This is a genomic window from Bacteroides graminisolvens DSM 19988 = JCM 15093, from assembly GCF_000428125.1.
GTDB lineage: Bacteria > Bacteroidota > Bacteroidia > Bacteroidales > Bacteroidaceae > Bacteroides > Bacteroides graminisolvens.
This window is the reverse complement of sequence record NZ_ATZI01000001.1, coordinates 258,755-274,211: the sequence shown is the minus strand read 5'-3', so window position 1 is coordinate 274,211 and position 15,457 is coordinate 258,755. Positions and strand designations below refer to the sequence as shown.

At 41.5% G+C, this 15,457-nt stretch carries 8 protein-coding genes; 3 read left to right on the top strand and 5 right to left on the bottom strand.

Annotation, left to right across the window (positions count from 1 at the left end; translation table 11 throughout):
- Positions 1 to 51 precede the first annotated feature (51 nt).
- Complete coding sequence (gene xyl3A, locus C511_RS0101135; RefSeq protein ID WP_394356814.1) at positions 52 to 2,643, top strand: xylan 1,4-beta-xylosidase; 2,592 nt, start codon at positions 52 to 54, stop codon at positions 2,641 to 2,643.
- 54 nt (positions 2,644 to 2,697) lie between these two features.
- On the opposite strand, the gene C511_RS0101130 is transcribed toward xyl3A, so the two are convergent.
- Both C511_RS0101130 and C511_RS0101125 read right to left on the bottom strand, forming a co-directional pair.
- The gene (locus C511_RS0101130) at positions 2,698 to 7,053 is read right to left on the bottom strand and encodes a hybrid sensor histidine kinase/response regulator transcription factor (protein ID WP_027317670.1); all 4,356 of its coding nucleotides are present in this window, start codon (positions 7,051 to 7,053) and stop codon (positions 2,698 to 2,700) included.
- 118 nt (positions 7,054 to 7,171) lie between these two features.
- Entirely contained in the window at positions 7,172 to 7,702 is a 531-nt protein-coding gene (locus tag C511_RS0101125) for an outer membrane beta-barrel protein (RefSeq protein ID WP_394356813.1), read from the bottom strand.
- A 408-nt stretch (positions 7,703 to 8,110) separates the two neighbouring features.
- On the opposite strand from C511_RS0101125, the gene C511_RS0101120 reads away from it, so the two are divergent.
- Both C511_RS0101120 and C511_RS0101115 read left to right on the top strand, forming a co-directional pair.
- A complete protein-coding gene (locus tag C511_RS0101120; RefSeq protein WP_024995475.1) occupies positions 8,111 to 9,187 on the top strand; it encodes a tyrosine-protein phosphatase in 1,077 nt (358 codons plus the stop codon).
- 125 nt (positions 9,188 to 9,312) lie between these two features.
- Entirely contained in the window at positions 9,313 to 11,160 is a 1,848-nt protein-coding gene (locus tag C511_RS0101115) for a DEAD/DEAH box helicase (RefSeq protein ID WP_027317668.1), read from the top strand.
- Positions 11,161 to 11,251: 91 nt separating this feature from the next.
- Here the strand turns inward: C511_RS0101115 and sucD are convergent, their stop codons facing one another.
- The 3 genes from sucD to C511_RS0101100 form a co-directional block, all read right to left on the bottom strand.
- A complete protein-coding gene (gene sucD, locus C511_RS0101110) occupies positions 11,252 to 12,124 on the bottom strand; it encodes a succinate--CoA ligase subunit alpha (RefSeq protein WP_027317667.1) in 873 nt (290 codons plus the stop codon).
- A gap of 12 nt (positions 12,125 to 12,136) precedes the next feature.
- A complete protein-coding gene (gene sucC, locus C511_RS0101105) occupies positions 12,137 to 13,279 on the bottom strand; it encodes an ADP-forming succinate--CoA ligase subunit beta (protein ID WP_024995476.1) in 1,143 nt (380 codons plus the stop codon).
- A gap of 86 nt (positions 13,280 to 13,365) precedes the next feature.
- Complete coding sequence (locus C511_RS0101100; protein ID WP_394356826.1) at positions 13,366 to 15,435, bottom strand: S46 family peptidase; 2,070 nt, start codon at positions 15,433 to 15,435, stop codon at positions 13,366 to 13,368.
- Positions 15,436 to 15,457: the final 22 nt, after the last annotated feature.

The following is a 15,457-nucleotide window of genomic DNA, read 5'->3' as shown; positions in this document are numbered from 1 at the left end:
CCTTTTTATTTCAGAATTACATTAATGACTATCATACAAACTAAAGGAACCATGATTAAACAGAAATTAATCTACTTGCTGCCTCTTTTTCTATTGTCAAGTTGCAGCCATCAAACTTACAAGAGTACATCTCTATCTCCTGATGAAAGAGCTAAGCTTTTGTTGCAGGAACTAACATTGGAAGAAAAAGTAATGTTAATGATGGATAGTTCAAAACCCATAGAACGATTAGGAATCAAACCTTACAACTGGTGGAACGAAGCTTTACACGGAGTAGCCCGTGCCGGTTTAGCTACAGTGTTTCCTCAACCCATAGGTATGGCAGCTTCGTTTGCACCTAACGATGTGTTTGAAGTATTCACCGCAGTATCCGACGAAGCTCGTGCCAAAAATACATATTACACATCAAAAGGAAGTTATGAGCGATATCAAGGACTAACCATGTGGACACCAACAGTTAACATCTATCGGGATCCTCGTTGGGGCAGAGGGATTGAAACATATGGAGAAGATCCCTATCTTACCAGTCAAATGGGTGTTATGGTAGTTAAAGGACTGCAAGGTGAAAGCAATGGAAAATATGACAAACTCCACGCTTGCGCCAAACATTTCGCTGTTCACTCCGGACCAGAATGGAATCGCCACGAATTTAATGCAGACAACATCAGACCACGCGATTTATATGAAACCTACCTGCCTCCTTTCGAGGCATTGGTGAAAGAAGCAAAAGTAAAAGAAGTAATGTGTGCTTATAATCGTTTCGAAGGAGAACCATGCTGTGGCAGTGATCGTCTACTCATGCAGATACTGCGCAAAGAATGGGGATACAAAGGTATTGTCCTTTCTGACTGCGGTGCAATAGCAGATTTTTACAACGATCGCGGCCATAAAACCCATTCGGATGCCGAGTCGGCTTCAGCCTCAGCAGTACTTAGTGGAACAGATTTAGAATGTGGTTCCAGCTACCAAGCACTAGTCAACGCCGTTAAGCAAGGAAAGATTAACGAAAGTGCCATTGATGAAGCCGTTCAACGTTTGTTGGCCGCCCGTTTTTCCTTAGGCGAGATGGACAATCCAGAAAATGTATCGTGGACAAAAATCCCTCTTTCAGTGGTTGCCTCTGCTAAGCATGATTCCTTGTCACTTGACATTGCTCTCAAGTCAATGACCTTACTTTTGAATAAAAATAATATACTACCATTAAAACGTGGCGAACTTACCCTTGCCGTTATGGGACCTAACGCCAATGATTCTGTTATGCAATGGGGAAATTATAACGGTATGCCTTCACAAACAGTTACCATATTGGAGGGCATACGGAGAATGTTAGGACATACGGACAAACTAATTTATGAACAAGGTTGTGGGCTAGTAGAGCGAACACTGATACACAGCGCCTTTAACCTATGCAAATCTTCAACCGGAAACGGATTTAGCGCCCGTTATTGGAACAATACCACCCGCAAAGGAGAACCTGTTACACGTAATCAGGTTACTACCCCCTTTCAATTCTGCACATCGGGTGCAACAGTATTTGCCCCCGGAGTTAATCTGACCGATTTTTCGGCAACCTACAACAGTATATTTACTCCAAAGCAATCCGGCGAAGTACTATTTGAAATTTACGCCTATGGCTCAGGACGTTTGCGTATAAACCAAGAAGAAGTAAAAAGCTTCTCCAACAAACATGGTGCACGAAAAGCAACTTACGCACTACAAGTACAGGCAGGAAAACCTTACCATATTGAACTTGATTTTGAATATCTTAGAAGCGATGCACAACTCAATTTTGATCTGGGATTCAAAAAAGAAGTTGATATAATGCAATCAGTAGACAAAGTGAAAGATGCGGATATTGTTGTTTTTGCAGGTGGCATCTCACCCAGTCTTGAAGGAGAAGAGATGGGAATAAACTTGCCCGGATTCAAAAAGGGTGATCGTACCGACATAGAACTACCTGCCGTTCAGAGAGAACTCATTGCGGCATTACATAAAGCTGGTAAAAAAGTTATTCTAGTAAACTGTTCCGGATCGCCAATTGGTTTAGAACCCGAAACAAAAGAGTGTGAAGCCATATTACAAGCATGGTACCCCGGTCAATCGGGCGGAACTGCTGTAGCCCAAGTCTTGTTCGGCGATTATAACCCCGCAGGCAGATTGCCGGTAACCTTTTATAAAAGCGTCTCACAGTTGCCCGATTTTGAAGATTACAATATGACAGGGAGAACCTATCGTTACATGAAGCAGACTCCCCTCTTCCATTTCGGTTACGGATTAAGCTATACCACTTTTGAATACGGTCAAATGGCTTTGGACAAAAGTAAAATTAAAGCAGGAGAATCATTAAATTTCTCCGTACCGATAACCAATACAGGCAAAGTTAACGGAGAAGAAGTTGTTCAGGTATATTTGAGAAAGCACCATGATTCGGAAGGGCCAAACAAAACATTGCGCGCTTTTAAACGTGTAAATATACCTACTGGAAAAACCATAAATGTTGATTTTAGTTTAACCGATAAGCAATTGGAATGGTGGGACACAGGCTCCAACACCATGAAAGTTTGCACCGGCAACTACGACATCATGATAGGTAGCAGCTCACAAACAGAAGACCTGCTACAACACTCTTTTACCATCGAATAAATTAGCTTTTTATCATACGGAAATCATTTGATTTCCGTATGATAAACAAAAAAACTAATCATTTTGCTTTCTCTCTTTTCCATATTCGGATGGAGACATTCCAAACTGTTTTTTAAAGCACTTACTAAAGTATTTAGGATCATTAAAACCAGTCATATAGGCTACTGAAGAAACATTATATTCGCCACTTTCCATCAATTGCTTGGCCCGTTTAATGCGCATCTCGCGAATAAAGTCAACTGGCGAAAGACCTATAATTGCTTTCAGCTTTTGATAAAAAACAGTTCGCCCCATAGCCAGCTCTTGCGCAAACCGATCTACTGTCAGCTCCGAATTATCCATTTGCTTTTCCATCACCTCCATAACCTGTTGCATAAATAGCTCATCGAAACAAACAATTTCCGGTTGAGGAGGTTCAATAGGTACAACCGGTATCGAATGCCCCAGTTTCCTTTCCGACCATTGTTTTAAATAAAGTTCCTGCAACTGCTTACGTTGATTTAGTAATGACTTAATACGAGCCTTCAAATAAGTAGAACTAAAGGGTTTAGTCACATAATCATCAATACCTTGCTCTAATCCACTGATACGATCATCCAGAGAAGACTTTGCAGAAAGCAAAATAATGGGAATATGACATATATCGCGATTGCATTTTATCGCTTTAACCATGTCGAGACCATCCATCATAGGCATCATTATGTCACTGATGACAAAATCGGGCATATACTGTACGGCCTGTTGTAACCCCTCTTGCCCATTGGTAGCTTCAATAACTTTATAAGTTTCCGATAAGATATCATAAAGAAAAGTTCTTAATTCAGAGTTGTCTTCCACAATTAATACAGACACGAGCTCTTTTTCCTGATCATCAACTTCTGTACACGTATCGGGACAAGCTTCAGCTGCTTCCTGTTGCTCAGTTGACAGAGAGTCATTAACAATAAATTCCGTATTCTCCTTCCCCTCATAAGCCCTATGACTCAATGGTAGAGTAACAAGGAATTCACTACCAACGTCCGGTTGGCTGTTCACTTCAATACTCCCTTGATGCAACTCAACCAATTCCCTCACAAGAGATAAACCAATGCCCGATGAAGGCTGTAGAATATTATAACGTACCAATGTTTCAAACCGCTGGAATAAACTCTGTTGTTTCTTAAGATCGATACCAATACCCTCATCTTTAACCGAAAGTACCAACGTCTCATCCTTTACGCTGACCCAAACTGCAATCGATTTATGATCGGGCGTATATTTAAATGCATTCGATATCAGGTTAAACATCACCTTTTCAAACTTATCCTGATCAATCCATCCTGAGATATTATCCGTTTGAGAATGCAAACGAAAATCAATATGCTTCTCTTCGGCTATCAGTCGAAAGTTATCCATAACTCGTTCCAATAGAATAATAACATCCGTTCTCTCCAGTAATAGCTTCATCTTTCGGTTTTCTATTTTGCGGAAATCTAGAATCTGATTAACAAGGCGCAGCATTCGCTCTGTGTTTTTGTGTACCAATGTAAGATGCTTACGCGCTGTTGGTGAAAGAGATTCATGCTCCAGCACCTCAGTCACCGGACTACTTATAAGAGTAAGTGGTGTACGAAGTTCATGTGATATATCCGTAAAAAATCTTAGTTTAATATTTGAAAGCTGATGTTCAAGATTAATTTGATTGTGTAATCTATAAATATAAAGAATAGTATATACAATAGCTGTTGTAAACAAGATAAACAAAAAAACATACAATGCCCATGCCCAATAAGTTTCCCAAAAGGTAGGAATAACAACTACCGAAAGCGTACGCATATTATCCGTCCACACTCCATCACTATTTGTTGACCTTATCTGTAATTCATACTCCCCGGGAGGGAGATTTATGTAGTTGGCAGAACGATTATTATCAACCTCATTCCATTGTTCTTCTAACCCTTTAAGCCTGTATGCATACTGAATGGCACTAGGATCAATGTAATCCAGAGCTGCAAACTGAAATGTCACATTACGCTGAGAAGGCTGTAACTCCAACTCTTTGAGATCATCAATATCCAGCGATTCCTGAACACCCTGTATTTTCAAACCAGTAAAAGCTATTCGAGGAATATACTTACTTTTGCTCAATAAGGCAGGATTCATCTCCATTACCCCTCCTTCAGTTCCCAACATTAAATGACCGTGCCACACAACCGGTATAGCCTCACTAAAATAAACCTCCTTTTGCAAATATCGCTTATCATAATTATCAAAGGTTCCATTCGCAGCATTAAACTTTGAGAGAGCATCCTCGGAAATAACCCATAAGTTTCTTTGAGGATCTTCAACCATAGACAACACCAAATCCGAGAACAAACCATTTTGCCTGGTATATGTTTTAAATTGAATATTATTGGTCAATAAATTTCGAGACACAATCTGATTAACTCCGCCGGTAAATGTCAAAACAAACGTCTGACCTCTGCTATCAGTATATATGGAAGTAACATCATTACTACAAAGGCTAGAAGTTATATTCTGCCGGCGAATATTCTGATAAAAATTAATCTTTTGAGCATCTTTGAATTCAGTGCACATACTGAGTAATCCTTCTGTTGTGCCTACTAGTAGAGCCTTATCAACCTCTTTAATAATCCGCACTTTAGTATATTTGTTTTGAGGATAGTTTTTCAATAAATTGCCGCTATGTATAAATCTCACCTCACCATCTTTGTTTTCCTCCAACAAATTGAGTCCTCCACCATACGTTCCAATCCAAATACGCTGATTGCTATCTTGGAATATGGAATAAACACTATTATTACTTAAGCTAAACGGGTTATCGGCCTTGTGTGAAAACTGTTGTACTATAAATCGATTATTTCCTGTTTTTTTGAGTCTAAAAACACCATCCCATTTGGTTCCCATCCAGATTCCTCCTTGTTTATCCTCCATGAAGCAATAAATATTCCTGGCAAAAGATACCGTTTGTTCAGTGATGCTACCAGATGGAGTCAAATATCCCTTAAAACTCCCATCTTCATTAAAGATTCGTATAAACCCCTTTTTATTGGCCATCCAAAAATTATTATTGCTATCTTTCAGGAAAGCTCGTGTTTCATATCCCGAATCTAAAGGTCTTACAACACAAGCACTGGGAAAGAAAGAAATCTTGCCCATTTCATAATTATTAGTATACCAAAAATTCTTCTGATTGTCTAATAAATACCTCAATACAATGGGAGTAAATTTAGATTTCGGATCATTATAATCAGTATAATAAGGTTTTAATTGTTTGCTTTTTCGGTCATAATAGCTCAAACAACCCATTTGAGGAATTACCCATAATCTGCCTTGAGCGTCCTCAAATACACCTTCATTGCTTTGTCGTTCAGCATTTGGCATATCCTCAGCAGGAGTTTGGTAATATTCAATTTCGCCGGTACGAAGATTATATCGGTTAACACCAGTTGCATCCGAAAATATCCATAATTCTCCATGACTGTCTCTAAAGATGTTTTGTACGTTGGAGTTTTCTGCTGCAAAGTGAACAGCTACATACTTAAAATTCTTCTTCCTTACATCAAATAAAATAATACCATTCTCGGCCCCTAGTCCGATAGTATCTTTTCCCAGATTCTGTATGCTATTTAAGCGGATATCATCATAAGGTATTTTCAAAAACTTCAATTGTTCAGTACGCAAATCATAAACAGCCAACCGGTTATTGGCAGACAACAAATACATATTATTGCCATTTTCGCAAGCGTTTTTAAACGAAGTGTTACCCGGCATCGTTTTCTTTCCAACTATCTGAATGCCTTTATCAGTAAAAATCCATTCATCACCATCTTTATCCTGAAGCACTCTCACAACATCCTTTCCGGGTAAATTTCCGGCTTTGCTACTGTAAAGTGTAACACCTTTACTTTCGCCTTTTTTATACTCCCCTTCGTTTACCCGAAAAGCTCCGTAATCGAACACAATCCAAGCCACACCTTTAGCTAAAGCATAGATTTGACGAATACTATAGTTTACATTATTTTGAGTTTCAAATGGTTTTAAAACATCAATAAACTTCTCGCGCCGGCTATCGAATAAATAGATACGACTATCATAAGTTTGGCACCAAATATCACCATGTTGATTGGCGGTAATAGAATACAATCGATTAGAAGTAAGGGTACATCCATCTCCCGGATAGGCCTTGTAGTTTTTGAATGAATAGCCATCAAACTTGCTTAATCCGTTCCATGTAGAAAGCCAGATAAACCCTTTACCATCTTGCACAATATTAACCACAGTACGTTGAGGCAATCCGCTATAGGTTGAATAATGCTGTATTTGACATACTGGTTGCGCCTGAGCTATCTCAGATAAAAAAAAGAAGATACAAGCATAAAATAAGGTGTACTTGAAAAGTGTTTTCATGGCATCAGACTTTTATTCTGCAAACTTACATAAAAAATGCACTTTTCAAGCAAGAAAGTACAATAAGAATACAATATTCAACAAGAAGCTTTACATATAAGTTGCCAAATGATCACCCCTAATTACCTCCTTCCATTCGGGCACCTTTCACAGTTTCTTCTTCAATGCCTTTATGAACAGATTTTGTTGATGCCGATTTTCCAAAAGAATATGAGAGAGACAAGCCTATATTCATGGCACGGCAGTGCAGATCCGTCTTCCTTCTATAAAACTTATTTTCTTCGCGAAGCTTATACTTCTTATAGTCCCAGAAAACATTATCTAGATTCAAAGAAACAGCCAAGTTATCATCTAAAAAGCTTTTGCTGAGCCTCATCTTGCACGAATAAAAATTGAACGATTTCCCTTGCAAGGTTATATCGGGCAACTTAAACAAACCGGCAACAGATAAGGAGAAATTACAAGGCAAATTAATAAAAAGGTTAGAAGAAATATTACCAGCCACCCCATCATTCGCTTCTTCACTGGATCTTAAAGCCGAATAACTTCCCGATGCATTCAATACCAAACGGGCAAAAGAAGCCAAGGGAAGTTTCATATAGCTGGTTGCAAAACTTTTTGTAGACCCGGGTGTAGGGCATTTGTACACCCGGATCTACAGACCGTGTACATGGGGGTGTACAAACTGTGTACATCCGGGTAGAGACGAAAATTGCTCACCTGCAAAATAAATCGCAGAAGCATGCTGATTATAAAGCTTATATATAGGAGATAATAGTGTTATACTCGTAAGGAATCACTACCAAAAAAGTTGGTGACACTTGGTGATACTTGGTGAGGCTTTTTTTTTAGCAAAGTATCACACATAAAAATCTGATAATCAGAGTATTGCAAGGTTGGTGATACTTGGTGATACTTTTTTTCATTCATTTTATGAGGAGCGGGGTGGCATTTCGTTAAAAGAATAATACTTTGGCTAATTTTCGCTAAGTTATTATGTCGAATAAGCAGATTATTTATCTTTGCACTAAAGCAAACTCTCAAAAGTTCATTTTTAATGGTTCAAAGCAAGTATACATATCTGTTAGGTTGGCTAAATTTTATATTGGTCTGCACCTCCTGTTCAGACAATTCACCCAGCATATCTGTTGTCTGCGAAGAAAACAGCGTGGGAAATTGCATCATCAAATGGGAAACAGCACCTGTTATGGAAGGGAAAGTGAAAATATACTCTTCAACCAATCCCGACTCCATTGCCGAAAACTTACCGATAGCCATGGCCGACATATCGGCTCAAAGAATAACGATAGTAACCGATAACCCCAAGAAGCGATATTATTATATGATGGTCTTTAACGATCGCTACCGGGTGAAGGTTGCCACACGGAACATTAACGTTCCGGGCATTCAGAATTTCCGTGATTTAGGCGGCTACAAAGTAGCGCAGGGAAAGAGCGTACGTTGGGGAATGATTTATCGATCGGCTGAAATCGACAGTCTCGAGAAGTGCTCTTGCAAGGAGTTGCAAAACATCGGTGTGAAAACAATCATCGACCTGAGAACCGCACAAGAAAAAGGAGGATCGTGTTCTCTGAAAAACAACTTCAACGTGATTAACATCCCCATTGCCACCGGCAATATGGAGGGCGTGCTCAAGGCGCTGCAGCAAAATAAAATCAAAACAGATACGATTTACCGCATGGTTGAACAAATGAATCGAGACCTGATTATCAAAAACCGGGCAGAATTCAAACTGTTATTTCATGCATTGCTGAACAAAGAAAACTACCCGGTGGTGATTCACTGTTCCTCGGGCAAAGGACGGACCGGTATTTCTGTAGCCTTGATATTAACGGCTTTAGGGGTCAATTCAGATGATATTATGCAAGACTATCGTTTGAGCAACGTGTACTTCAATATTCCCAAAGCAACAAGGTATGCTTATAAGTTGCCGGTGCAATCGCAAGAGGCCATTACAACGCTTTTCTCGGCTCAAGAGGGTTTCTTAAATGCTGCGTTCAACGAAATTGAACGAAACTACGGTGATGCAAAGACCTATCTGAAGCAAGGTGTGGGACTTTCAAAGGAAGATATGCAGCAGCTAAAGAACATTTTGCTGGAACCCGGAAATTAATTCGATGCTAACCTGCTTTATATCAAATATTTAGGGCTTCACATTCTTTATTATATACTTTGAGTGTAAAAACCAATAATTATAATTAACTTTGCGCCCGAATATAAAGATATACTAAAGAATTAATGAAGAATTTTGAAGAGTTAGGCGTTTCCCCGGAAATACTTAAAGCAATTAAAGAAATGGGATATGAGAATCCCATGCCCGTTCAGGAAGAAGTAATACCGTATTTGTTGGGAGAAGGCAATGATGTAGTAGCTCTTGCACAGACAGGCACAGGAAAGACCGCTGCTTTCGGTCTGCCAATCATACAAAAAATTGACGTTAACAAACGTGTTCCACAATCGCTGGTTCTATGCCCTACCCGCGAACTCTGCCTCCAGATTGCAGGAGATTTAAATGATTATTCTAAATACATTGACGGACTTAAGGTACTGCCGGTTTATGGCGGTTCGTCCATTGACAGCCAAATAAGAAGCTTAAAGAAGGGCGTGCACATTATTGTAGCCACTCCGGGACGTTTGCTGGACCTCATGGAACGCAAAACGGTATCGCTTGCCACCATTGGCAATGTGATTATGGATGAAGCTGACGAGATGCTGAACATGGGTTTCACCGATAGCATCAACGCCATTCTGGCCGATGTTCCTGAAGAAAGAAACACGCTGCTGTTCTCGGCTACCATGTCGCCCGAAATTGCAAGAATAGCCAAAAACTATCTTCGCAATGCCAAGGAAATAACCATCGGACGCAAGAACGAAAGTAACAACAACGTAAAGCATGTGGTGTATACCGTACATGCCAAAGACAAATATGCTGCGCTTAAACGCGTCGTTGACTATTACCCGCAAATATACGGTATCATTTTCTGCCGCACACGTAAAGAAACACAGGAGATTGCCGATAAACTGATGCAAGAGGGCTACAACGCCGATTCTCTGCACGGTGAGTTGTCTCAGGTGCAACGCGATACGGTCATGCAAAAGTTCCGCATCAGAAACATACAGATTCTGGTAGCTACCGATGTGGCTGCTCGCGGATTGGATGTAGATGACCTTACTCACGTAATTAACTATGGTTTGCCCGATGACACGGAAAGCTATACGCACCGTAGCGGAAGAACAGGTCGTGCCGGAAAAACAGGTACTTCCATCGCCATCATTAACATGCGCGAAAAAGGTAAACTACGTGAAATAGAGCGTATCATTGCCAAAAAATTCGTTGCAGGTGAAATGCCTACCGGAAAGCAAATCTGCGAGAAGCAGCTCATCAAGGTTATTGATGACATCGAGAAGATCAAGGTTAACGAGGAAGAGATTGAGGACTTTATGCCCGCTATTTACCGTAAACTGGAATGGTTAAGCAAGGAAGATGTCATTAAACGCATGGTTTCCATTGAGTTTAACCGCTTCCTGGAGTATTACCGTGACAGAGAGGAAATTGAAGCACCTACCGATGGCAGGGGTACCGACAGAAGAGAAGGCGGCAGAAGCCGTGCCGCTACTTCGGGCTATACTCGTCTGTTCATCAATTTGGGTAAAACAGATAATTTCTTTGCCGGTCAATTGATTGAGCTGGTTAACAAGAATACGCACAAAAGAGTTGAGATAGGACGAATTGACTTGATGAAGAACTTTTCTTTCTTCGAGGTTGAGAATAGTTTGGCTGAATCGGTTATCGGCTCTCTGAATAAATCAACTTACAACGGACGCAAGGTATCTGTAGAAATTGCAGGTGATGAAAAACCGGCCGGTAACACTGGCGGTGGCGGAGGATACGCTAAGAAGAAGTATGGCAATTCGTCAAACTATTCCGGTGCTCCCAGAGATCAGAAAAAGAGCGGTAAAAGCCGTGAAGAAAGAGGTTATGCTACAGCTCGTGGTCCTAAAAAGAAAGACGACTGGCAACAGCTTATCACAGGCGACTCAAACGACGAGGGATGGGCACGCAGAAAAGGCAAAAAAAGTAAATAAACAGATCATTCTGCCTTAAACGCATAAAAAGCCATGCAGTTTTCAGGATTATTCCTGTAACTGCATGGCTTTATTAATTATATTCGCCTTACTACTTGGAGAGTTGCTCCTTTAAAATCAAAGGTACTTCAGAAGGTTCTTGCGCCACCCTAACTCCGGCAGATATAAGTGCCTGCACCTTTTCCTGGGCAGTTCCGGAACCGCTGGATATAATGGCACCGGCATGCCCCATTTGCTTGCCCGGAGGAGCCGATTGTCCGGCGATGAATGCTATCACCGGTTTGGTAATGTGCTTACTGATGTGTAGGGCCGCGAGTTCTTCGGCATTGCCTCCTATCTCACCAATCATCACAATGGCATCTGTTTGCGGATCGTTTTGGAACATGTCCAGCAAGTCAATGTAATAAAGTCCCACAACAGGATCGCCACCCATACCCACAGCGGTGGACTGGCCGAATCCGGCAGTCGTAAGCTGGTACACAATTTCGTAGGTTAAGGTGCCGCTCCGACTAATGACGCCTATGTTGCCCGGACGGAAAATACTTCCGGGAAGTATGCCGACCAATGATTCCTCAGGGGTAATCAACCCGGGGCAATTGGGACCTATCAACCGGGCACCCTTGAGTTTAGCATAATGGTAGGCTTTGATAACATCTTGGGTAGGAATGCCTTCGGTTATGCAAATAATAAGAGAAATGCCTGCATCGGCAGCCTCCATGATACAATCGGCCGCAAAACGAGCCGGAACGAAAATGATGGAGGTATTCGCCTTTGTCTGTTGAACAGCTTTGTGCACGGTATTGAAAACCGGAACACCCTGAACGTTCGTGCCTCCTTTACCGGGAGAAACGCCTCCCACAACCTGAGTGCCGTAAGCAATCATCTTACGGGTATGAAATTCACCGTCTCTACCGGTTATACCTTGTACAATGACCCGGGTAGTTTTATCTATCAATATACTCATAGTCTGCTGATTTTAATAAGATTTTGAAGCAATATCCACGGCTTTACGAGTGGCTTCGCACATGGTTTGCGCAACCAAAAAACGACTGCCTTTCAACAGTTCTCGCCCTTCATTTTCATTGGTCCCCGTTAGTCTTACAATCACAGGAATATCGGATTCTATCTCGTTGAATGCAGCCAATAATCCGGTAGCCACGTCATCACATCGGGTAATTCCGCCGAAGATATTAATCAGTACAACCTTTACGCGGGAATCACTAAGCAGCAGTTTCATCGCTTCTATCACTTTCCGCGGATTGGAGCTACCGCCTATATCGAGGAAGTTAGCAGGGGTACCCCCTTGGAGCTTAATCATATCCATAGTGGCCATTGCCAGTCCTGCCCCATTGACCATGCAGCCTATTTCACCGTTTAAGGAGACGTAACTGAATCCTTTTGCCTTAGCCGAGGCTTCTACCTGTTCTTCTTCCGAAAGTTCCGCCAGGGGCTCTATTTCCGGTTGCCTGAACATAGCGTTGTCGTCGAATGTCATTTTAGCATCAATAGCCACCAATTTTCCGGTCGGCGTAAGTACCAACGGGTTAACTTCAACTAGAGAAGCATCTTTTTCGACAAAGAGTTTATAGAGTTTTTGGAGGATGACAGCCAACTGATTGGCTTCATCAATCTGCGAGAAGAGACAGAAGGCGTACCGGCGGGCAAGAAAGTCGGGTAAACCGATTAAAGGGTCGATGGAATGGCGGTGTATCTTCTCTGGGGCTTCCCAAGCAACAGACTCAATTTCCACCCCTCCTTCGGTACTCATGATAAGCACAACGGATTTTTGATTGCGGTCAACGACAAAGCTGACATAAAATTCTGCAGAAATATCTTCCGCTTCACAAAGCAAAATCTTTTGAACGGGATAATCTTTGATAGTCATGCCCAAAATTTGTCGTGCTTTGTTTTCTACTTCTTCAACTGTATTGGCTAGCTTGATTCCACCTGCCTTTCCGCGGCCTCCGGTAAGCACCTGCGCCTTTAGAACTACTTCTTCGGCACCCATGCTACGATAGGCTTCTACGGCTTCATGAGCAGTTTGGCAGAGTCTGTGGCTTTTCACGGGTATGCCATAAGCTGCAAAAAGTTCTTTTGCCTGATATTCATGAACTTTCATAGATAGCATTATTAAAGGATTAAACATCATTATAACAACCGAAATGAACTTTCAATTGTTGCAACAAAGGGCATGTTTTTAATCACTTATTTTAGGGAAGGCTGCAATTCCTGAATCAAATTGGATGCGTTAGCGTATTTGTCGATAACAAAAAGAATATATCTGATATCTACTCCCACACAGCGCTGTAGCTTGGGTTCGAACAGAATATCACCACTCATGGCTTCCCAGTTTCCATCAAAAGCCAATCCCAACAGTTCTCCTTTAGCATTGAACATAGCACTACCCGAACTACCACCGGTAATATCGTTATCGGAGATGAAGCAGACTTTCATTTCTCCCTTTTCATCGGCATATTTACCGTAGTTTTGTTCTTTGAGCAACGAAATCAAATTAGCTCCTAAAGCAAAGTCAGGATCGGGATGGTGTGTGCGTGCCTTTTCAAGTATGCCTTTAGCTGTGGTATAATAGGAATAATCAACCCCATCCATCGGTGAATAGCCTTTCACGGTACCAAAGCTTAAACGCATGGTTGAATTAGCGTCCGGATAGAAATTACGATCAGCATACATGCGCCTGATAGCAGCATTGTACAGACGTTCGCCTTTCTCTATATTCTGAGAGGCTTCGTTTATGGATTGATTCATCTCAAAATACTTCACGATAAGATCTATTCCCAAGGAGATGGCTGGATCGTCCATCAGGTTATAAGTGGTATCTCGCTCGAAAAATCGCTGCAGGCCACGTGGAGAGGTAATTTCAGAGCGGGCATAAAGTGAATCAACGTATACTTTATAATCACCACCGTACTCTTTGGCAATGGTGTTATACATTTCGGGCAAATAAACGGAGTCAACGTGTTGAGGGTATTCCCGAAGCATGGCAGTAAAGACTTCTTTATCAATATCCAAATCCAGATTGGCATATTTCTCCATGATGTCTTTAATCTTGGATACAACCACTTTTTCTTCGGCTTCAAAATCAAAATTCAAGATTTCAAGAGCTAGTTGTACTAGCTCGGGACCGTTCATAAACGATTCTCCCAAATAGGCCATAGCCCGGTTGGTTTGTTTCCTGTTTTTATAGTTTAACTCAAGCGTTGAAAGCAATTGAATGGACAGTGAATCCGCACCGGGTGCCTGTTGAATCCATTGCTTCAGACTGCTTTCCATTTCTCGCTTCTTTTCAAGCACTTTAAGGTCCTTTATCGCTTTGTTCGTACCAATACTGTTTTTCCAATAATTAGTGCTTTCATCGTATTTGGAGGCGTACTTAATACGAATATCTTGTCTCTTATTCATTTCTCGTTTCCAAATGGCTTGCTTCACTCCTCTTACATCAATCATGGCTTGATTCATGCCTTCCACCATTTCCTGCACTCCAAAAGAGGAAAGGTATCTTTCAGTACTTCCGGGGTAGCCCAATGTCATGCAAAAGGAACCTTCCTGATATCCCTGCGTGGAGATAGGCGCCACATATTGGGGTTTGTAAGGCACATTATCGGGCGAATAATCGGCCGGTTGGTTGTTTTTATCAGCATAAATGCGAAAGACTGAAAAGTCTCCCGTGTGCCTGGGCCACATCCAGTTATCAGTATCCCAACCAAATTTTCCGATGAAGGATGGAGGTGAGAAAACCAGGCGTACGTCATTAAAATCTCTGTAAACAGACAGCCAAAACTCGTTTCCACCATAATAGGCATCGACTACACCCACTACTGAAGAATCTTTTGTGTGTACCTCTTCTTGTATAGCTAACATCACAGAGTCAATCACCGAACGCCTGTCGGCCTCCGACATATTCGGTGAAACGGAGCCTAAAACGCGCTGGGTTACATCTTCCGTGCGAATAAGAAAGCGTACATATAATTCAGGGTTGGGCAACTCCTCTTCCTTGGAACGAGCCACAAAGCCATCCTTTAAATAGTCTTTCTGCACAGTACTATGCTGTTGTATTGCCCCAAAACCACAATGATGGTTCGTAAACACTAGCCCATCCGTTGAAACAACCACTCCCGAACAGAATCCGCCAAAACTGACCACGGCATCTTTTAACGTGGCTTTGTTGGGATGATAGAGTTTATCTGCCGGTAGTTTGAGCCCCAGTTCTTTCATGGATTGAGTTGTTTGCTTATTTAAGCGACCTAACATCCACATACCCTCATGAGCACAAACGGTT

Excerpts from the sequence above, each read along its gene's own strand:
- C511_RS0101120 (WP_024995475.1), top strand. The coding sequence starts at position 8,111 with ATGGTTCAAAGCAAGTATACATATCTGTTAGGTTGGCTAAATTTTATA.
- sucD (WP_027317667.1), bottom strand. The coding sequence starts at position 12,124 with ATGAGTATATTGATAGATAAAACTACCCGGGTCATTGTACAAGGTATA.
- sucC (WP_024995476.1), bottom strand. The coding sequence starts at position 13,279 with ATGAAAGTTCATGAATATCAGGCAAAAGAACTTTTTGCAGCTTATGGC.
- C511_RS0101100 (WP_394356826.1), bottom strand. The coding sequence starts at position 15,435 with ATGTGGATGTTAGGTCGCTTAAATAAGCAAACAACTCAATCCATGAAA.
- C511_RS0101130 (WP_027317670.1), bottom strand. The coding sequence starts at position 7,053 with ATGAAAACACTTTTCAAGTACACCTTATTTTATGCTTGTATCTTCTTT.
- xyl3A (WP_394356814.1), top strand. The coding sequence starts at position 52 with ATGATTAAACAGAAATTAATCTACTTGCTGCCTCTTTTTCTATTGTCA.
- C511_RS0101115 (WP_027317668.1), top strand. The coding sequence starts at position 9,313 with ATGAAGAATTTTGAAGAGTTAGGCGTTTCCCCGGAAATACTTAAAGCA.